This is a genomic window from Kitasatospora sp. Root107, assembly GCF_001424875.1.
Lineage (GTDB): Bacteria > Actinomycetota > Actinomycetes > Streptomycetales > Streptomycetaceae > Kitasatospora.
This window is the reverse complement of sequence record NZ_LMCT01000007.1, coordinates 26,211-45,552: the sequence shown is the minus strand read 5'-3', so window position 1 is coordinate 45,552 and position 19,342 is coordinate 26,211. Positions and strand designations below refer to the sequence as shown.

The following is a 19,342-nucleotide window of genomic DNA, read 5'->3' as shown; positions in this document are numbered from 1 at the left end:
CGCGCTGCGCGCTGTCCGGCAGGCGGACATTAGACTCGGGCAGTCGAGCCCGACCGACCGACGGCCGGGGCGGCTCGACACCAGGGGCAGCGAGGCCCGCCAGGCCGTCCGCGGCCCGAGAAACTTGAACGAGGAGGAACGGGTGGCGCTGCTGACCCGCATTCGGGGACCGCGCGATCTCGACCGGCTCACCCCGGCGCAGCTGGCCGAGCTGGCCGAGGAGATCCGCACCTTCCTGGTCGAGGAGGTCTCCAAGACGGGCGGCCACCTGGGCCCGAACCTGGGCGTGGTCGAGCTGACCATCGCGCTGCACCGGGTCTTCGACTCGCCGCGCGACCGGATCCTCTTCGACACCGGCCACCAGAGCTACGTGCACAAGCTGCTCACGGGCCGTCAGGACTTCTCCCGGCTGCGGATGAAGGGCGGCCTGTCCGGCTACCCGTCCCGCGCCGAGTCCGAGCACGACGTGATCGAGAACTCGCACGCCTCCACCGTGCTCGGCTACGCGGACGGCCTGGCCAAGGCCAACCAGCTGCAGGGCCACCACGACCGCCCGGTGGTCGCGGTGATCGGCGACGGCGCGTTGACCGGCGGGATGGCCTGGGAGGCGCTGAACAACATCGCCGACGCCAAGGACCGCCCGCTGGTGATCGTGGTGAACGACAACGAGCGTTCCTACTCGCCCACCATCGGCGGCCTGGCCAACCACCTCGCCACCCTGCGCACCACCCAGGGCTACGAGCGCTTCCTGTCCTGGGGCAAGGAGGCGCTGCAGCGCACCCCCGTGGTCGGCCAGCAGCTGTTCGAGACGCTGCACGGCGCCAAGAAGGGCCTCAAGGACTTCATCGCCCCGCAGGGCATGTTCGAGGACCTCGGCCTGAAGTACATCGGCCCGATCGACGGCCACGACCTGACCGCGCTGGAGTCCGCCCTCACCAAGGCGCGCGGCTTCGGCGGCCCGGTGATCGTGCACTGCCTGACCGAGAAGGGCCGCGGCTACCACGCCGCCGAGAACAACGACGAGGACCGCTTCCACGCGGTCGGCGTGATCCACCCGGAGACCGGCCTGCCGATCAAGACCTCGTCGAGCAAGGACTGGACCTCGGTCTTCGCCGAGGAGATGGTCGCCCTCGGCCGGGAGCGCAAGGACATCGTCGGCATCACCGCCGCGATGCTGCACCCGGTCGGCCTGGCCCCGTTCGCCAAGGCCTTCCCGGAGCGGACCTTCGACGTCGGCATCGCCGAGCAGCACGCCGTCACCAGCGCGGCCGGCCTGGCCACCAACGGCCTGCACCCGGTCTTCGCGGTCTACGCGACCTTCCTGAACCGGGCCTTCGACCAGGTCCTGATGGACGTCGCGCTGCACAGGCTCGGCGTCACCTTCGTGCTCGACCGCGCGGGCGTCACCGGGACTGACGGTGCGTCGCACAACGGCATGTGGGACATGTCGATCCTGCAGGTCGTCCCCGGCCTGCGGCTGGCCGCTCCGCGTGACGCCGACCAGCTCCGCGCCCAGCTGCGCGAGGCGGTCGAGGTGGACGACGCCCCGACCGTGGTCCGGTACTCCAAGGGCACCGTCGGTCCCGCCGTCCCGGCGGTCGGCCGGATCGGTGGCATGGACGTGCTGCGCGCCGCACCCGAGGGTGAGGGCGAGGTGCTGATCGTCTCGGTCGGCGCGATGGCCCCGATGTGCCTGGAGGTGGCCGACCTGCTGGCCGCCCAGGGCATCACCTCCACCGTGGTCGACCCGCGCTGGGTCAAGCCGGTCGACCCGGCCCTGCCCGGCCTGGCCGCCGAGCACCGGGTGGTCGTCACGGTCGAGGACAACGGCCGCGCGGGCGGCGTCGGTTCGACGATCGCCCAGGCCCTGCGGGACGCCGGGGTGGACCTGCCGCTGCGGGACTTCGGCATCCCCCAGGAGTTCCTGGACCACGCCACCCGGGAGCAGATCCTGAACGAGATCGGCCTCACCGCCCCGGCCATCGCCGAGAAGGTCGCCAAGCTGGTGGCCCGTACGGCCGCAGCCCGGGTCTGAGACACCTGGTCCACCCAGGGGCGCGGGGCCGTGAACTGCGGCTCCGCGCCCCTGACGGTTTCCCGGTAACAAACCGCTCGCGCCCGTAGCCGACGGCCCGTCACACTTCTGTCCGATCGTCACATCGAATGGCCGGACCCGGGCGTTGGCCCACGGCCCCGCCCGGTAGGTTGTCAACGTGCCCAACGCCGTCTCACGACCACTCGCCGCCCTGACCGGGCGGCTGCCCGAGCGCGTCCGGACGGGGTACTGGACCAGAGTCGTGCCGGTGCTGGCAGTCCTCGCCACCGTCACCCACCTCCCGTCGTTCCTCCGCCCGGTGTGGAGCCCCGACGAGGGCTATCTGGCCACCCAGGCGCGGATGCTGGCCGACGGCGGCGTGCTGTACGACACCGTGGTGGACCGCAAGCCCCCGCTGCTGCCCTGGCTGTACGAGGCGTGTTTCGCGCTGTTCGGCTCCACCTCGCTCTGGCCGCTGCGCACCCTGGCGATCGTCGCCCACCTGGCCACCGCGATCCTGCTGGCGTCCATCGCCCGCGGCCGCTGGGGCAACCGGGCGGGCGCGGTAGCCGGCGGGCTCTACCTGCTGGTCTCGATCGGGCTGTCCCCCGAGGACACCCAGGCGGCGACCTTCGAGGTCTTCATGCTGCCCGCGATGGTGGCCGCCTTCCGCTACGCCGAGCGCCGCCGCTGGCTGGCCGCCGGGATCGCGGTGGCGCTCTGTTCACTGACCAAGCAGACCGGCGGCGCGGTGATGCTGCCGGTGCTCTGGATGCTGTTCCAGGACCTCCGGCTGCGCGGGGTGCGCTGGCAGCCCGCGCTGTTCAAGGTCTGCTTCGGCTTCGCGCTGCCGATAGCGCTGGTCGCGGTGATCCTCACCAAGCCCAAGGGCTTCCTGTTCTGGGTGGTCACCGGCAGCGGCGACTACGCCTCGATGGGCGGCGCCTGGCTGCAGATGTCCGGCCGGGCGCTGGGCAACTCGGCGATCCTGCTGGCCGCCTGCCTGGGCTTCCTGGCCCCGCTGGGCCACCGGCTCTGGCTGAGGCTCCGTCACGGCGCGCTGCCGACCGTCCGGGGCGAGGAGCACGGCGCCTCCTCCGACCTCTGGGTCTGGCTGCTCTCCTCGGTGGTGGCGGTCAGCACCGGCTTCCACTTCTTCGGCCACTACTACCTCCAGCTGATGCCCCCGCTGGTGCTGCTCGGGGTCGGCGCGGTGACCACCTCGTCGATCCGCTGGCGTCCGGTGCTGGTGTACAGCACGGTCGCGGCGACCGCGTTCTGGGGCCTGGCGGTGTTCTGGCCGGGCCAGCGGCTCGACCACTCCAGCGAGGTGGCCAGCACGATCGCCGAGCAGACCACGGCCAAGGACACCGTGCTGGTCTGGGGCATGCACCCGGAGCTGTACTGGCTGTCCGACCGACGCCCCGTCACCCGCTATCTGACCGCCGGCTTCCTGACCAACTTCAGCGGCGGCAAGGACGGCAAGGACGTCGGCGAGCAGTTCAGCATGGCGAACGCCTGGCAGACCTTCGACCAGGAGCTGGCCGACAAGGGCTTCCCGGAGATCGTGGTGGACGACTCGGGCCTGGCCCCGTACCAGCCGGTGCACATCCCCCGGATAGAGAGCCTGCTGGAGACCCGCTACGAGGTGGTCGCGGTGAACGCGGACACGGTGATCTACCGCCTCAAGAAGTAACGTCCCGTCAGGACGCCGAAAGGCCGGTGGCCCGGACCCCTTGTGGGGGTCCGGGCCACCGGCCTTCGTACCGACGGTCCGACTACTCCGGGACGGAGGCCAGGCCGGGGGCGAGGAACTTCTTGCCGTTCACTCGCTCCGAGACGCCCGACCGGTCCAGGTACGGGGTGATCCCGCCGAGGTGGAAGGGCCAGCCCGCACCGGTGATCATGCAGAGGTCGATGTCCTGGGCCTCGCCCACGACACCCTCGTCCAGCATCAGGCCGATCTCCTGGGCCACCGCGTCGAGCGAGCGGTCCAGGACCTGCTGCTCGGTCAGCACGGTGTCGCCGAAGGTCAGCAGCGCCAGCACCTCGGGGTCGAGGACCTGCTGGCCGTCCACCCAGATGTAGAAGCCGCGCTTGCCGGCCTTGACCACCTTGCCGAGGTTCTCGGAGACACCGAAGCGCTCCGGGAAGGCCCGGTTGAGGGTCTCCGAGACGTGCTGCGCGATGGCCGGGCCGACCAGCTCGAGGAGCACGATCGGGGACATCGGCAGGCCGAGCGGGAGCACGCCCTTCTCGACCGTCTCGATCGGGGTGCCCTCGTCGATGATCGCCTGGATCTCGCCCATGAAGCGGGTCAGGATCCGGTTGACCACGAACGCCGGGGCGTCCTTGACCAGCACGGCGGTCTTCTTGAGCTTCTTGGCCACGCCGAAGGCGGTGGCCAGCGAGGCGTCGTCGGTCTGCTCGCCGCGGACGATCTCCAGCAGCGGCAGGATGGCGACCGGGTTGAAGAAGTGGAAGCCGACGACCCGCTCGGGGTGCTGCAGCTTCGAGGCCATCTCGGTGACCGAGAGGGAGGAGGTGTTGGTCGCCAGCACACAGGTCGGCGAGACCACGGCCTCCAGGTCCGCGAAGACGGTCTGCTTGACGCCCATCTCCTCGAACACCGCCTCGATCACGAAGTCGGCGTCGCCGAAGGCCGCGGCCTTGTCCAGCGAACCGGTGACCAGGCCCTTGAGGCGGTTGGCGTTGTCCGGGTTGACCCGGCCCTTGGCCAGCAGCTTGTCGATCTCGGCGTGCACGTAGCCGACACCCTTGTCGACCCGCTCCTGGTCGATGTCGGTGAGGACCACCGGCACCTGGAGGCGGCGGGCGAACAGCAGCGCCAGCTGAGAGGCCATCAGACCGGCACCCACGACACCGACCTTGGTGACCGGACGGGCCAGCGACTTGTCCGGCGCACCGAACGGACGCTTGGCGCGACGCTGCACCAGGTTGAAGGCGTACAGGCCCGCGCGCAGCTCGCCGCTCATGATGAGGTCGGCCAGCGCGACATCCTCGGCGTCGAAGCCCGCCTGCAGGTCCTGGTCCTTGACCTGCTGGATGATGTCCAGCGCCTTGTACGCGGCCGGAGCGGCCCCGTGCACCTTGGAGTCGGCGATCAGGCGGCCCCAGGCGACGGCGTCGTCCCAGGCCTTGCCCCGGTCGATCTCCTCGCGCTCGACCACGGTCGCGCCGGTGAGCACCTTGGCGGCCCACAGGATCGACTGCTCCAGGAAGTCGGCCGGCTCGAAGATCGCGTCCGCGATGCCGAGCTCGAAGACGTCCTGGCCCTTGAGCTGCTTGTTCTGGCTCATCGAGTTCTCGATGATGACCTTGATCGCCTTCGAGGGGCCGATCAGGTTCGGCAGGATGGTGCAGCCGCCCCAGCCGGGGACCAGACCGAGGAAGACCTCGGGCAGCGAGAACGCCGGGACACCGGAGCTGACGGTGCGGTAGCTCGCGTGCAGGCCGACCTCGACGCCGCCGCCCATCGCCGCGCCGTTGTAGAAGGCGAAGCTCGGGACGGGCAGCGCGGCGATCCGCTTGAAGACATCGTGGCCGCCCTTGCCGATGGCCAGCGCGTCGCTGTGCTCCTTGAGCACCTCGACACCCTTGAGGTCGGCGCCGACCGCGAAGATGAACGGCTTGCCGGTGATCGCCACGGCGACGATGTCACCGGCGGCGGCCTCGGCCTCGACCTGGTCCAGCGCCTCGGACAACTTGGCCAGCGAACCCGGGCCGAAGGTGGTCGGCTTGGTGTGGTCGAAGCCGTTGTCCAGGGTGATCAGCGCCAGCCGGCCCGCGCCGAGCGGCAGGTCCAGGTGACGTACGTGCGCGGTGGTGACGACCTCGCCGGGGAACAGCTCGGCGGCGCGCTTCAGCAGCTCAGTGGTGCTCATCTTCACTTACCACCCTCGAAGTGCGGGTTCTCCCAGATGACGGTGGCGCCCATGCCGAAGCCGACACACATGGTGGTCAGGCCGTAGCGGACGTCGGTGCGCTGCTCGAAGCTGCGGGCCAGCTGGTTCATCAGGCGCACGCCCGAGGAGGCCAGCGGGTGGCCGAAGGCGATCGCGCCACCGTACGGGTTCACGCGCGGGTCGTCGTCGGCGATGCCGTAGTGGTCGAGGAACGCGATCACCTGGACGGCGAACGCCTCGTTGACCTCGAAGGCCTGGATGTCGTCGATCGTCAGACCGGCCTTGGCCAGCGCCTTCTCGGTCGCCGGGACGGGGCCGATGCCCATCACCTCGGGCTCGACGCCCGCGAAGGCGTAGCTCACCAGGCGCATCTTGACCGGGAGACCGAGCTCCTCGGCGACGTCCTCGGCCGCGAGCAGCGAGGCGGTCGCACCGTCGTTCAGACCGGCCGAGTTGCCCGCGGTGATGTTGCCGTGCGGGCGGAACGGGGTCTTCAGACCGGCCAGCGACTCCATGCTGGTGCCCGGGCGCATCGGCTCGTCCGTGGTGGCCAGGCCCCAGCCGGTCTCGCCGGCCTCGGGGTTGGTGTTGCGGATCGTGATCGGCACCAGGTCCGGCTGGATGTCGCCGTTGGCGTACGCCTTGGCGGCCTTCTCCTGCGAGCGGACCGCGTACGCGTCGCAACGCTCCTTGGTGATGTGCGGGAACCGGTCGTGCAGGTTCTCCGCGGTCATCCCCATGAACAGGGCGGACTCGTCGACCAGCTTCTCCGAGACGAAGCGCGGGTTCGGGTCCACGCCCTCGCCCATCGGGTGCCGGCCCATGTGCTCGACGCCACCGGCGACCACGATGTCGTACGCGCCGAAGGCGATGCCGCCCGCGGTCGCGGTGACGGCGGTCAGCGCACCGGCACACATCCGGTCGATGGAGTAACCGGGGACGGACTTCGGCAGACCGGCCAGCAGAGCGGCGGTCCGGCCGATGGTCAGGCCCTGGTCGCCGATCTGGGTCGTGGCCGCGATGGCGACCTCGTCGATCCGGTCGGTCGGCAGGCTCGGGTTACGGCGCACCAGCTCACGGATGCACTTGACGACCAGGTCGTCGGCGCGGGTCTCGTGGTAGATGCCCTTCGGGCCGGCCTTGCCGAACGGGGTACGGACGCCGTCAACGAAGACGACATCCCTCGAGGTACGAGGCACGGGGCTCTCCTCCCAGGGGACATGACGTTGGGTGGCAGACCACGTCCCATGACGGAGCGGCTCTGCTTCAACCGCCATGCTACCCGCCGGTAACTACCTTGCCCATAGCCGCCACCCCATGTGTCCCCTGTCACCACCTCACCGCGTGTGCGGTGACACCAACAGGGGCGCGGGGCTGTAACACTTGCGGCTCCGCTGCGGGGCGCGAAAACGGAAGGGCAGCACCCGCAAGTCGGACTCGGTGAGCCACTTGCACGTGCTGCCCTTCGGTAAGCGTCCTGCTTACTCCGGCGGAGCCACCGGCACCCGTGCGTTCACGAACGCCTCCGCGATCACCGGCCCGACCAGGTCGACCTGCCACTGGCGAGCGCCGAGCTTCCGCAGCGCTGCGCCGACAGACGCGGCGTCAGGCGCGACCGGCGGCTCCCAGGAGACCCGGCGGACCAGGTCCGGGGTGATCAGGTTCTCGGCCGGCAGGCTGTGCTGCTCGGCGAGCTCGGAGACCGCCGCCCGCGCCCCGGAGAGCCGGGCCGCGGCGATCGGGTCCTTCTCGGCCCAGGCGCGCGGCGGCGGCGGACCCTCGTGCGGCGCGGTGGACGGCGGCAGCTCGGCCTCGGGGATCTCCCGGGCGATCTGCAACGCGGCCATCCACTGGTCGAGCTGACGGCGGTTCACCCGGGGGCCGAAGCCCTGGACGGCCTGCAGCGCGGGGGTGTTCAGCGGCATCGCCAGCGCGGCGTTCACGATCGCCACGTCGGAGAGCACCCGCCCGGGCGAGACGTCCCGCTCGCGGGCGATCCGGTCGCGGGCCAGCCAGAGCTCGCGGACCGCGGCCAGCTGGCGGCGGCGGCGGACCTTGTGCAGCTGGGAGGTACGGCGCCACGGGTCGGTCCGGGGAGCGGGCTTGGGGGCCGCGACGATCGACGCGAACTCCTCCTTCGCCCAGTCGAGCTTGCCCTGGGCGTCCAGCTCCTGTTCGAGTGCGTCGCGCAGCTCGACCAGCACCTCGACGTCCAGGGCGGCGTAGCGCAGCCACGGCTCGGGCAGCGGGCGGGTGGACCAGTCCACCGCCGAGTGCTCCTTGGCGAGCGAGAGGCCGAGCACGTTCTCGGTCATCGGGCCCAGGCCGACCCGGGGGAAGCCCGCGATCCGCCCGGCCAGCTCGGTGTCGAACAGCACCCGGGGCTTCATGCCCACCTCGGCCAGGCAGGGCAGGTCCTGGGACGCGGCGTGCACCACCCACTCGGTGTCGGCCAGTGCGTCACCGAGACCGGAGAGGTCGGGGCAGGCGATCGGGTCGATCAGCGCGGTGCCGGCACCGGCCCGGCGGAGCTGGATGAGATAGGCACGCTGGCCGTAGCGGTAGCCGGAGGCCCGCTCGGCGTCGACAGCAACCGGGCCGCTGCCCGCCGCGAAGGCGGCGATGGTCGCGGCCAGCGCGATCTCGTCCACCACGACGGGCGGGAGCCCCTCCCTCGGTTCGAGGAGCGGGACCGGGGCTGTCTCTTCTGGGATGGCTACGGCGTCGGTCACCCACCAAGGGTACGACGGTACCCGCACACCGGAAGGTCCGCGGACTGGTCAGCCCGCTTCCGGACATATGCCAGGGCACAAGGTTGCACCACCAGGAGCTCGGGGAACTGTGACGCCGACCTCGGAAAAGGTGATCCGTACGTAGATGGTCAGGCACTTTTGCAGTGACCTGCCCTGGACCGTAGACGCTTGGCCGCGTGCCAAAAGGCAGGGGCCCGGAGGAAACGTTCCTCCGGGCCACCACCTGCGATGCTTCCGGGCCGTGGGTCGGCTGACGGAGTGTCGGCTGACCAGGGCTCAGTGGATGATGCCGGTGCGCAGCGCCACCGCCACCATGCCGGCCCGGTCGCCGGTGCCCAGCTTGCGGGCGATCCGGGCCAGGTGGCTCTTCACGGTGAGCGCGGAGAGGCCCATGGCGACGCCGATCGCCTTGTTGGACTGGCCTTCGGCGACCAGCCGGAGCACCTCGACCTCGCGGCCGGAGAGCTCCCGGTAGGTGGTCGGCTGGACTCCGGGCGCCCCGGGGGCACCGGGCGCGCCCGGAGCTCCGGCCGCACCGGGCATCCCCGGCATGCCGGGACGCCGCATCCGGCCGGCCAGGCCACCGGCGCCGATCGGCAGCCCGGGGCGGCCGGGCATGGCCACGTTGGTCCGGGTACCGGTGACGACGTAGCCCTTGACGCCACCGGCGAGCGCGCTGCGCACGGCGCCGATGTCGTCGGCGGCCGAGAGGGCCAGGCCGTTGGGCCAGCCTGCGGCCCTGGTCTCGGCCAGGATGGTCAGGCCGGAGCCGTCCGGGAGGTGGACGTCGGCGACGCAGATGTCACGCGGGGTCGAGACCCGGGGGCGGGCCTCGGCGATGGAGGAGACCTCGATGACGTCCCGGACACCGAGCGCCCAGAGGTGCCGGGTGACGGTGTTTCGGACGCGGGGATCAGCGATGACCACCATGGCGGTGGGCTTCGTCGGACGGTAGGCGACCACGCTTGCGGGGTGTTCGAGAAGGACCGACACCGTGCCTCCTGGGGGAGTGGCGGACGGAACCCCGATGGGGGCGGTCGGAGCGTTCCGCGTTTGGAAAGGGTCACAGACACCTTCGGCATCATCAGTGCCCGGCTTTAGCGAAAGATCACGATCTGGTGAGTAACAATACGGACAAATCGCGCAGGTGACTGATGCGACATGCCCTGAAATCGAACGAAATCGGTCGCGTTCGGTGCTCGGATGACCGGCTTCGGGCAGCCAATTGACAGTCCGCGCAGCACAAGTCACGCCCTGTCAGTCCTGAGGGTGGTGTTCGGCCGGTCCGCGGCCGAAACACTCCTGGAGGGGAGAGCGCGAGGTGTCAGTGGGAGCGCGGACGGCGCCGCGCGGGCATCGGGACCACTCCGCCGAGTGACGGCACGTCGGGCAGCGAGAGCGGCGCCGGTGTGGTCGGCGGCAGACCCGCGCAGACGCAGAGCAGGTCGGCCCAGGCGGCCAGGTGCCGGTCGAACCGGCCGTCGGACGGTGTCCAGGAGGCCCGGATCTCGATCTCGGTGGAGGGCTCCCGGTCGCCGAGGCCGCCGAAGTACTGGGAGGCGCACCGGGTCACGGTGCCGCTCGGTTCGACGTACCCGGCGCCGTGCGCGCCCAGTGCGTCGGTCAGCCAGGCCCAGCCGACGTCCGAGAGCATCGGGTCGCCCGCCATCTCCGGTTCCAGTTCGGCCCTGGTCATCGAGACCAGCCGGAACTCGCCGTTCCAGGCGTCCTGTCCGGCCGGGTCGTAGAGCAGCACCAGCCGGCCGTCGGCCAGCTCCTCGCCGTCCACCTCGACCGTCGCGGTGACCGCGTACGTGAACGGGGCCATCCGCCGTGGTGCCGGAGCGGGGGAGAGCTCGATCTCGGGGCGCAACCTCGCGCCCGCCAGCGCCTCGACCGCATCGCGGAACTCGATCGGCGCCGACTCCTTACCTGTTCCGCCACCTTGTGCGGGGTGCCCGCCGACCGCTGCCATGACCGAGAGCCTAGGTCGGCCGGGCCCGCATTCCGAGTAATTTCGGCCGGTGTCGCGTGACGGTTGTCCGATCGTGCCTTGGATCGACCGGTAGTTGGGGGGCCTCGGAGCCACCAGCCGGTCCTGGAGGAAGCCACGACCGGCTGGTGGCGGCCGGGCCGGGGACGCGTGCGAAGATTTGGGCGTGAGTGAGACAACCGCAGCCCAGTCCGGTCAGCCCGCCGCACGCCGTGGCGCCGCGTACGACTCCGCCTTCCTGCGTGCCGCCCGTCGGGAGCCGGTGCCGCACACCCCGGTCTGGTTCATGCGCCAGGCCGGCCGCTCCCTCCCCGAGTACCTGAAGGTGCGCGAGGGCATCCCGATGCTCGACTCCTGCATGCGGCCCGAGCTGGTCAAGGAGATCACCCTGCAGCCGGTCCGCCGGCACAAGGTGGACGCGGCGATCTTCTTCAGCGACATCGTGGTGCCGCTCAAGGCGGTCGGCATCGACGTGGACATCAAGCCCGGCGTCGGCCCGGTGATCGCCGACCCGATCCGCAGCTTCGCGGACCTGGAGCGGCTGCGCCCGCTGGAGCCGGCCGACATGCCGTACATCACCGAGGCGGTCGGCCTGCTGGTGGACGAGCTCGGATCGACCCCGCTGATCGGCTTCGCCGGTGCCCCGTTCACACTGGCCAGCTACCTGGTCGAGGGCGGCCCGTCGAAGAGCCACGAGAAGACCAAGGCGATGATGTACGGCGCCCCCGAGCTGTGGGCCGCGCTGGTCGACCGGCTCGCCGACATCACCTCGATGTTCCTGAAGATCCAGATCGAGGCGGGCGCCTCGGCGGTCCAGCTGTTCGACTCCTGGGTCGGCGCGCTCGCGCCCGAGGACTACCGCCGCTCGGTGATGCCCGCCAGCACCAAGGTGTTCGACGCGGTCGCCGGGTACGGCGTGCCGCGGATCCACTTCGGGGTCGGCACCGGCGAGCTGCTCGGCCTGCTCGGCCAGGCCGGTGCCGACGTGGTCGGCGTCGACTGGCGGGTGCCGCTGGACGTGGCCGCCGAGCGGGTCGGCCCCGGCAAGGCGCTGCAGGGCAACCTCGACCCGGCGGTGCTGTTCGCCCCCACCTCCGTGGTGGAGGCGAAGGCCCGCGAGGTGCTGGACGCCGCCGCTGCGGTGAGCGACACCGGCCACATCTTCAACCTCGGCCACGGCGTGATGCCGAGCATGGACCCGGACGCGCTCAGCCGCCTGGTCGCGTTCGTCCAGGAGACCAGCGCGCGCTGATCCACCGGCCCGGCCGACGGCCCGTCACTCTGACGGACCGTCGGCCGGGCTTCGGTCACTCCTGGGGGTCCTGCGCCTCCTGCTCGGTGGCGGGCCGGGATCCGGCGCGGCGGCGCAGCCACCAGAGCAGCCCGCCGACCGGGGCCAGCACCAGCAGGAACGGCGCGAACGCCGCGATCGCGATCAGCAGGCCGCGGACGATCGCCACCAGGACGTCCCAGCCGCCGCCCAGCGCGTTGCCGACCGACTCCCAGAAGCCGTCCTTGGTCTCCTTGACCGTCGCCACCGGAGCGGACTCGGCGTACACCTGGAGCGTGATGGTGGACAGCGAGGTACGCGCCGCAAGCCCCTGCTGACGCTGCTGCAGCGACTCCAACTCGGCCTCGCGGCGACTCAGTTCGCTCTCCAGTGAGACCACCTCGGCCAGCGTCTTCGCCTCCGCCATCAGCTTCCTGACCCGGTCCACGCTGGCCTGCTGGGTCTTGAGCCGGCTGTCCACGTCGGCCACCTGCTGGGTCAGGTCGTCCGCCTGGCTGCTCCGCGACAGCACCTCGCCCAGCCCGGCCAGCCGGTCCAGACTCTGCTGGTAGGCCGCCGACGGCACCTTGAGCGTCAGCCGCGCGTCGGTCGCGCCGCCGCCGTCCCCCGTCTTCCCGTCCCCGCCCTTGCCGCCGCCGAGCTGCTCGCCCGCGACGTAGCCGCCGGCGGCCGTGACCAGCGTGCGGGCCTGCTCCAGCGTCCTGGTCAGCTCCTTGCTGCGCAGCGTGAGCTGGGCCGTGTACGCGATCAACCGGGGGGCGGTGGCCTCCGTCGTCCCCACCGGCGCGGCAGAGGCGCCGCCTGCTCCCGGGGCTGCCGCAGCTGCACCCTCGGCCATCTTCTGGGTCTGCGCCTGCGGCGCGACCGCGTCCGCCGCCGTGGCCCTCCCGCCGCTGTCCCGGCCCGCCCCGCACCCGCTCAGCAGCACCGCCGCCGCAGTGGCCGCCCCCGCCACCGCCAGAGCCGCCCGCCGTCTTCCGTACCCCGTGCCTGTCATGGTCCGAATCCCTCCCTGAACCGCTGTCGTCCTGCCTTGGACGCACGGCGGCCCGACCGGGATCCGCTCCGGTGATCGCAACTCGGTCACGGGCCGGTCGCGTTGCGGTCAGCAGGCGGCGCACCCTGTCCGCTCAGCGGCGTCCTGCGCGCGGGAGCTGGAGCGGCCTGCCGGTCCTGTGACACGCTGAACCCATGAGCGTGCTGCCCGACTGGATGTATCCACCGCGCGAAGAGGGTTGGTTCGCGGATGACCTCGACCGCCTGACCGAGGCACCCCGGCACACCGAACTGATCGACGGAGCACTGATCTTCATGATGTCTCCCCAGCGTGCCTGGCACGGGCGGGTTGTCACGGCTCTGACCGTCACCCTTGGGGCCATGGCACCGCAGGGGATCAGCGTCGAGCGGGAGATGACGATCCGCCTCGACAGGCGGAACCGGCCGGAGCCGGACCTGCTGGTCACGTCTGCGGAGTTCGACCCGGACCGCACCTGGTTCGCGCCGTCCGACGTCCTGTTGGTGGCCGAGGTGGTGTCGCCGGAGTCGGCGGACCGGGACCGTACGGTGAAGCTCCGCAAGTATGCCGAGGCGGGCATCGGTCACTACTGGCTGGTCGAGCGGGAGGGTGACCTGCCGGTGGTCCATGTCTACGAGCTCGACGTGCCGACCGGCGGCTACGTCCCGGTGGGGATCTTCCGGGGCGAGCTGAAGCGGCCGGTGCCGTTTCCGGTCACCGTGGATCTTGATGCTCTGCTGACCGGGCGGCGCCCTGATTGATGGGTTTTGCGACGGCTCTGCGAGACTGCGGGACATGGCAGAGACGCGGGTCGTGGTGATCGGTGGCGGTATCGCGGGGCTGACCGCGGCGTGGCTGGCGAGTGGGGCGGCGAAGGTCACCCTGCTGGAGGCGAGCGGGCGGCTGGGCGGGAAGTTGCAGGGCGGCGAGGTCGGTGGGGTCCGGGTGGACCTCGGGGCCGAGTCGATGCTCGCGCGGCGGCCGGAGGCGGTGGAGCTGGCCCGGGAGGTCGGGCTGGCGGGGGAGCTGGAGCCGCCGAGTACGGCGAAGGCGGCGATCTGGACCAGGGGTGCCCTGCGGCCGCTGCCCGGTGGGCAGTTGATGGGAGTGCCGGGGGATCTGACGGCGCTTGCGGAGTCCGGGGTGCTCACCGCCGAGGGCGTGGCGCGGGCCGGGCAGGAGGGCGAGGCCGAGGTCGCGGCGGACGTCTCGATCGGGGCGTACGTGGCGGCGAAGCTGGGCCGTGAGGTGGTGGACCGGCTGGTGGAGCCGCTGCTCGGCGGGGTGTACGCGGGGCATGCGGACGAGATCTCGCTGCGCGCGGCCGTCCCGGCGCTGCTGCCGATCGCGCAGCGGGGCGGTTCGCTGGCCGCCGGGGTGCGCGAACTGATCGCCCGTCCGAGCAGTAGCGGCCCGGTCTTCCAGGGCCTGCGCGGCGGTCTTGGCACTCTCCCGGAGGCGGTCGCGGCGGCCTGCCGGAAGAACGGGGCCGAGCTGCGCACCGACAGTCCGGTCCAGGAGCTGCGCCGCACCCCCGAGGGCTGGCGGATCGTCAGCAACGGCGAGGTGCTACATGCCGACGCGGTGATCCTGGCGGTGCCGGCCCCGCAGGCGGCGAAGCTGCTGGCGGCCGAAGTCCCGGCTGCGGCCGCCGAGTTGGGCACGGTGGAGTACGCCGGAATGGCCCTGGTGACGATGGCGTTCCGCCGGGCCGACCTGGACGCCGGGCTCACCGGCAGCGGCTTCCTGGTGCCGCCGGTGGACGGCCGGCAGATCAAGGCGTCCACCTTCTCCTCCAACAAGTGGGGCTGGCTGGAGCGTTCGGCGCCGGACAGCTTCCTGCTCCGTACCTCGCTCGGTCGGCACCGGGAGGAGGCCGCGCTCGGTCTCTCGGACCAGGAGCTGGTGACCCGCTCGCTGGCCGACCTGGCCGACGCGGTCGGCCTGCACGCGAAGCCGTACGACAGTGCGGTGACCCGCTGGGCCGGCGGTCTGCCGCAGTATCCGGTCGGGCATCTGGACCGGGTGGCCAGGATCCGGGCGGCGGTGGCCGGGACCGGTCTGGCCGTCTGTGGCGCGGCCTACGACGGGGTCGGCATCCCGGCCTGTGTCGCCAGTGCCCGGCGCGCCGTCAACGAGGTGTTGACCCCGGGCGCCGGTGCGCCCGTCAGGGAAGGGAGAATGGGCGCATGACTGAGTCCGCTGAACAGCAGCCCGCGAAGAAGAAGGCCCGCGACCTCAACCAGGTCATCCGCTACACCATGTGGTCGGTGTTCAAGCTCAAGGCCGAGCTGCCCGAGGACCGGACCGCGCTGGCCGCCGAGGTCGACGAGCTGTTCGCGCAGCTCGCCGCCAAGGACGTCACGGTGCGCGGCAGTTACGACGTCTCCGGCCTGCGGGCCGACGCGGACCTGATGATCTGGTGGCACGCCGAGGACTCGGACGACCTCCAGGAGGCGTACAACCGCTTCCGTCGCACCGCCCTCGGCCGTCGGCTGGAGCCGGTCTGGTCGAACATGGCGCTGCACCGCCCGGCCGAGTTCAACAAGTCGCACATCCCGGCGTTCCTCGCCGACGAGGAGCCGCGCGAGTACATCTGCGTGTACCCGTTCGTGCGCTCCTACGAGTGGTACCTGCTGCCGGACGACGAGCGGCGCGCGATGCTCGCCGAGCACGGCAAGATGGCCCGGGGCTACCCCGACGTGCGGGCCAACACGGTGGCCTCGTTCGCGCTCGGCGACTACGAGTGGCTGCTCGCCTTCGAGGCGGACGAGCTGCACCGGATCGTCGACCTGATGCGCGACCTGCGCCCGTCCCGGGCCCGGCTGCACGTCCGCGAGGAGGTCCCGTTCTACACCGGCCGTCGCAAGCCGATCGCGGACCTGCTCAACGGCCTGGCCTGACCGGCGTGCGGCCGGGCCCGGGTGACCGGGCCCGGCCCACGGTGCGTCAGAACGCCGAGCTGTAGGCGGTCAGGAACGGGGCCGCGACCGGCGATCCGGCGGTGTTGAAGCAGATCGTGGAGAGCTTCACGGTGCCCGCGCTGCGGGTCCAGGGTGTGGTGAGCCCGCACCAGCCCGGGCCGGAGCCGTAGGCCGTGGCGTGCGCGGTGTCCGGGACGACGGCGACCCCGGGCAGCGTGACGGTGTACGGGGATGCGCCGGCGAGCGTGTTGACCGCGCCGCTGGAGTTGAAGTTGGTGGCCGCGGGCACCCCGCCGTTGAACCACAGGTAGCCGAACGACTTCGGCGGGAACGCCGGCCCGTGCACCGCGCGCTTGAGCGAGTAACTCAGCGTCCACTGGGTGTCGTACGGGACGTTGGCCGCGTTGAAGCAGGTCACCACGATGGTCTGGCCGGTCGCTCCAGGCACCCAGTCGGCCACCTTGCAGTGTGCGCCCTGGAACGGGTCCATCGCGGTGACCTCGATGTTGCCGGCCTGGGTGGACAGCCCGAGGCCGGGCAGCCAGGCCTTCCAGATGCCGGTCGAGCCGTGGCTCACCGTGTTGACCGCGCCGGCGGAGTTGTACTGGGCGAGGACCGCGCCGCTGACCGCCGAGTAGGTGTAGCCGTAGCTGCCACCGGCCGGTGAGGGCACCCCGCTGCTGGTCGTGTAGAGCACGGTGAACAGGCTGTTGACCGGTGCGCCGCCGAGTCTGTAGCAGTTCACCGCGACGTCCTGCCCGGTGCCCGCGGTGGACCAGCCCTTGAGCTGGCACCAGTCACCGGTGCGGCCGACCGCGGTCACGTGGGCGATGCCGCCTGGGCCGGCGATCAGCGGGAAGTGCACCAGGTACTTGCCGACTCCGAGCTGGTCCACCTTCACCGGATTGGCGGCCGGGGAGGGCCAACTGCCCCACTGCCGGGTGAGATCGGGGACGTACCCGGCCGGCGGGGTCGGGTTGTCGAGGAACGCGAAGCCCCAGCGGTCCGGTACGGCGGCCCGGGCGACCCCGGCCGTCGGCAGGGCGGCGGCGAGCAGTGCGGCCAGCATGGCCAGGACGAGCAGAACGGCGCGGACGGGTCTGATCGACGGTGCGACGGTGCGGGCGTGCATGGGCGTACCCCCTGGAGTGGTGAGGACGGGCGTGCAGCCTGCGCTGCGGGTCCGCTCCGGGATCCGGGGCGGGCCGCGGCCGAACGGGACGGGGCCGGGGTAGGTGCGCCCGGCGGTGCCCGGCGTCGGCCGTCGCCTTCGGTGATCGGGCCCGACGGCGCCTCACATCGTAGGAGGGCATGTGCGCTCGGCCCAGACCGGTGACATGAACCGACCGGCGGTTGTCGGCCTTTGCGGAACCCGTCCCACCGCTCTCGCCCACCCCCACCGGACACCCCGCCCCCACCGGGCGCCCACCCTCGGTGACCGGGCGCCCCGGCACTCGCCCGCCGTCCCGTCCTGCTCCCGCCGCCGGTGCCGCCGACTGGCCGGAACCAGTCGGTCCGGGCGGCCCGGCTGACCGCCGGTGGGCCCGGCCCGGCCGGTTCGAGGCGTGTGCGGGGCGTCGTTCAGTTGCGCAGGGCCGCCCGCAGCCGGGCGTCCGGCAGGGCGGCCGGGCCCACCACGGCGACGGCGGTGAGGAGTTCGCGTTCGGCCGCGTCGGGCAGGCCGGGGGGCGGCTCGGTGGGGTCGCCGGCCTGGTGCGGGAGGCGGGCGGCGTTCAGCAGGTCCTGGCCGGCCGGGGTGGCCCAGCGGGTGTACGGGTGGACGTCCACCCGGGCCATCAGCAGGGTGCCGCTGGTCAGGATGATCGGCAGCGAGAACCAGGCCACCGCCGACCCGGCGTCACCGGTGCCGGGGGCGGCCACGGCCAGCGCGGCGCCGAGCAGCGCGACCGACAGCAGCAGGGCCCGCCGGACCTGACGGACCGCCAGCAGGGTTCGCTCCCGGACCATCGGCGGGGTGGCCAGACCGGCCTGGACCAGCCGTCCGCCGATCTCCAGCACGATCGGGTGAGCCGCCAGCCGGTCCCGGAGCTCGCCGGTGCGGCTCTGCCCCTCGGGGCCGATCGCGGTGATCAGGGCCCGCTCCAGGCGGCTCCGGCCGTGCGGATCGACCACCGAGGTCCAGCCGGTGTGCGCCAGGTGCAGCCGCCCCCGGCCGGTCATCAGCACCAGGGCCAGCTCGACCACCCGGACCGGGCCGCCGGCCAGATAGGCGGTCTCGTAGAGGCCGACCCCGACCGGGTCCACGGGGTGCGACCGGGCCGGCCCGGTCAGCGAGTCCGCGGTGGCTGCGGCCCGGACCAGCCGCAAGCAGGAGAGTACGGCCGCGAGCAGGGCAGGGGCGAGCAGGAGCAACCACATGGCCTTGTTCTAGACCGGTACCTGTGTCAATGGAAAGGATTCCTGGACTGCGGTACCGAACTGTGACTGTCCGTCCGGTCCGTGGACGGGCCCAGGCCCGGGTGGCCGCGTCAGTCGCCGCCCCCGCCGGAGCCGCAGCTGTCGAAGCCCCCGGAGTCCGATGAGCCGCTGTCGCCGTAGGTCGTCCCGTCCAGGTCCGCCGACCAGTCGGCGGGGTCCTCCGCCAGGGTGCCGTACAGGACCAACTCGGCGATGGCCACACCGAGTTGCTCGCCCGCGTTCGGCGCCGAGCCGAGTGGCGCGGTGCTGGGGGGCGCGGCCCTGCGGCCGGCTGCGGCCTGGCTGGGGGCCGGGTGAGGGGCCGGGCGGGCGGTGCCGGTGCGCAGGTGCTCCAGCTGCTCGTGGCCGGCCCGGGTGATCCGCCCTCGGCCGGGGGAGGTCCGGCGCTGCCAGAGCAGTCCGGCGGGCAGCAGGACCAGGAAGGCGAGCAGCGGCAGCAGGCCGTCGCCGGGGGCGAGCAGCCGCCGGGTGACGGCGACCGCCCCGAGTGCGGCCCCGAGGCCGACTGCGCCCAGCAGCAGGAGGTTCGCCCGGACCGCTGCCCGCTGCTGCCGGGGCCGGTGGAGCAGGCCCCGGTCGGTCAACCGCCGGTCGATCAGGCGTAGGTGGCGACTGGTCAGCACCGCCCGTCGCAGGGTGGCCGGGTGGGCCCGTCCGGTCGGGCCGACCACCCGGATCAGATCGGCCTCGACCGGATCGTGCGAGGTACGGTCGGTCAGGGTGGCCTGACCCGTGCGCGGGACGATCAGCCGGCCCTCCTGCTCCATCCGGGCGAGCACGGTGTCCGCGACCCGGGCCGGGCCGCCGGCCAGGTAGGCCGCCTCCAGCAGTGGCAGCCCGTTGTGCGGCGTCCGCTGCGGGTTCTTCGGGTGCTTCAGCCGGTGGTTCGCGGCCGTGGACCAGAGGCCGGTGACAGCCACCAGCCCGGCTGCGACGGCGAGTTCGACGTACTGCATGTGGATCATC

Annotated in this window: 15 protein-coding genes; 6 read left to right on the top strand and 9 right to left on the bottom strand. The window is 72.0% G+C overall.

From position 1 onward, the window contains the following. Positions 1-142: 142 nt before the first annotated feature. On the top strand, positions 143-2,035 hold the full coding sequence (gene dxs, locus ASC99_RS08180; RefSeq protein WP_057229910.1) for a 1-deoxy-D-xylulose-5-phosphate synthase: 1,893 nt from the start codon (positions 143-145) through the stop codon (positions 2,033-2,035). Between the two features lie 178 nt (positions 2,036-2,213). Continuing rightward, entirely contained in the window at positions 2,214-3,731 is a 1,518-nt protein-coding gene (locus tag ASC99_RS08175; protein WP_157531436.1) for a glycosyltransferase family 39 protein, read from the top strand. A gap of 82 nt (positions 3,732-3,813) precedes the next feature. On the opposite strand, the gene ASC99_RS08170 is transcribed toward ASC99_RS08175, so the two are convergent. The 5 genes from ASC99_RS08170 to ASC99_RS08150 form a co-directional block, all read right to left on the bottom strand. Continuing rightward, the gene (locus ASC99_RS08170) at positions 3,814-5,940 is read right to left on the bottom strand and encodes a 3-hydroxyacyl-CoA dehydrogenase NAD-binding domain-containing protein (protein ID WP_057229908.1); all 2,127 of its coding nucleotides are present in this window, start codon (positions 5,938-5,940) and stop codon (positions 3,814-3,816) included. A gap of 2 nt (positions 5,941-5,942) precedes the next feature. After that, the gene (locus ASC99_RS08165; protein WP_057229906.1) at positions 5,943-7,160 is read right to left on the bottom strand and encodes an acetyl-CoA C-acyltransferase; all 1,218 of its coding nucleotides are present in this window, start codon (positions 7,158-7,160) and stop codon (positions 5,943-5,945) included. 282 nt (positions 7,161-7,442) lie between these two features. Further along, positions 7,443-8,693: a ribonuclease D gene (locus tag ASC99_RS08160; protein ID WP_057229904.1), complete on the bottom strand. Its 1,251-nt coding sequence runs from the start codon at positions 8,691-8,693 to the stop codon at positions 7,443-7,445. Positions 8,694-8,990: 297 nt separating this feature from the next. Further along, entirely contained in the window at positions 8,991-9,707 is a 717-nt protein-coding gene (locus tag ASC99_RS08155) for a response regulator transcription factor (RefSeq protein WP_057229902.1), read from the bottom strand. A gap of 331 nt (positions 9,708-10,038) precedes the next feature. After that, positions 10,039-10,689: a DUF3000 domain-containing protein gene (locus ASC99_RS08150; protein ID WP_057229900.1), complete on the bottom strand. Its 651-nt coding sequence runs from the start codon at positions 10,687-10,689 to the stop codon at positions 10,039-10,041. A gap of 184 nt (positions 10,690-10,873) precedes the next feature. Between ASC99_RS08150 and hemE the strand changes: the two genes are divergently transcribed. Further along, positions 10,874-11,959 (top strand): uroporphyrinogen decarboxylase, encoded by a 1,086-nt coding sequence (gene hemE, locus ASC99_RS08145; RefSeq protein ID WP_057229898.1) that lies wholly within the window; start codon positions 10,874-10,876, stop codon positions 11,957-11,959. 55 nt (positions 11,960-12,014) lie between these two features. On the opposite strand, the gene ASC99_RS08140 is transcribed toward hemE, so the two are convergent. Further along, positions 12,015-12,995 (bottom strand): DUF4349 domain-containing protein, encoded by a 981-nt coding sequence (locus ASC99_RS08140; protein WP_057229896.1) that lies wholly within the window; start codon positions 12,993-12,995, stop codon positions 12,015-12,017. Between the two features lie 194 nt (positions 12,996-13,189). Here ASC99_RS08140 and ASC99_RS08135 point away from each other — a divergent pair, with 194 nt between their 5' ends. The 3 genes from ASC99_RS08135 to hemQ are packed head-to-tail and all read left to right on the top strand — an operon-like array spanning position 13,190 to position 15,916. Next, positions 13,190-13,774 (top strand): Uma2 family endonuclease, encoded by a 585-nt coding sequence (locus tag ASC99_RS08135; RefSeq protein WP_057229894.1) that lies wholly within the window; start codon positions 13,190-13,192, stop codon positions 13,772-13,774. Between the two features lie 34 nt (positions 13,775-13,808). Next, complete coding sequence (gene hemG, locus ASC99_RS08130; RefSeq protein WP_057229892.1) at positions 13,809-15,206, top strand: protoporphyrinogen oxidase; 1,398 nt, start codon at positions 13,809-13,811, stop codon at positions 15,204-15,206. Further along, on the top strand, positions 15,203-15,916 hold the full coding sequence (hemQ, locus tag ASC99_RS08125; protein WP_057229889.1) for a hydrogen peroxide-dependent heme synthase: 714 nt from the start codon (positions 15,203-15,205) through the stop codon (positions 15,914-15,916). Before hemG ends, hemQ begins: the two co-directional genes overlap by 4 nt. A gap of 46 nt (positions 15,917-15,962) precedes the next feature. Here hemQ and ASC99_RS08120 read toward each other — a convergent pair whose 3' ends face one another. The 3 genes from ASC99_RS08120 to ASC99_RS08110 all read right to left on the bottom strand — a co-directional run bounded on the left by ASC99_RS08120 (position 15,963) and on the right by ASC99_RS08110 (position 19,341). Continuing rightward, complete coding sequence (locus ASC99_RS08120; protein WP_057229888.1) at positions 15,963-17,069, bottom strand: hypothetical protein; 1,107 nt, start codon at positions 17,067-17,069, stop codon at positions 15,963-15,965. Between the two features lie 449 nt (positions 17,070-17,518). Then, a complete protein-coding gene (locus tag ASC99_RS08115; RefSeq protein ID WP_057229886.1) occupies positions 17,519-18,316 on the bottom strand; it encodes a TIGR04222 domain-containing membrane protein in 798 nt (265 codons plus the stop codon). 110 nt (positions 18,317-18,426) lie between these two features. Further along, entirely contained in the window at positions 18,427-19,341 is a 915-nt protein-coding gene (locus ASC99_RS08110) for a TIGR04222 domain-containing membrane protein (protein WP_057229884.1), read from the bottom strand. Between the last annotated feature and the right edge of the window lies 1 nt (position 19,342).

Bases quoted from the DNA above. Each gene is read 5' to 3' on its own strand.
- ASC99_RS08120 (WP_057229888.1), bottom strand. From the start codon at position 17,069: ATGCACGCCCGCACCGTCGCACCGTCGATCAGACCCGTCCGCGCCGTT.
- hemQ (WP_057229889.1), top strand. From the start codon at position 15,203: ATGACTGAGTCCGCTGAACAGCAGCCCGCGAAGAAGAAGGCCCGCGAC.
- ASC99_RS08140 (WP_057229896.1), bottom strand. From the start codon at position 12,995: ATGACAGGCACGGGGTACGGAAGACGGCGGGCGGCTCTGGCGGTGGCG.
- hemG (WP_057229892.1), top strand. From the start codon at position 13,809: ATGGCAGAGACGCGGGTCGTGGTGATCGGTGGCGGTATCGCGGGGCTG.
- ASC99_RS08135 (WP_057229894.1), top strand. From the start codon at position 13,190: ATGAGCGTGCTGCCCGACTGGATGTATCCACCGCGCGAAGAGGGTTGG.
- ASC99_RS08110 (WP_057229884.1), bottom strand. From the start codon at position 19,341: ATGATCCACATGCAGTACGTCGAACTCGCCGTCGCAGCCGGGCTGGTG.
- ASC99_RS08170 (WP_057229908.1), bottom strand. From the start codon at position 5,940: ATGAGCACCACTGAGCTGCTGAAGCGCGCCGCCGAGCTGTTCCCCGGC.
- ASC99_RS08150 (WP_057229900.1), bottom strand. From the start codon at position 10,689: ATGGCAGCGGTCGGCGGGCACCCCGCACAAGGTGGCGGAACAGGTAAG.
- ASC99_RS08115 (WP_057229886.1), bottom strand. From the start codon at position 18,316: ATGTGGTTGCTCCTGCTCGCCCCTGCCCTGCTCGCGGCCGTACTCTCC.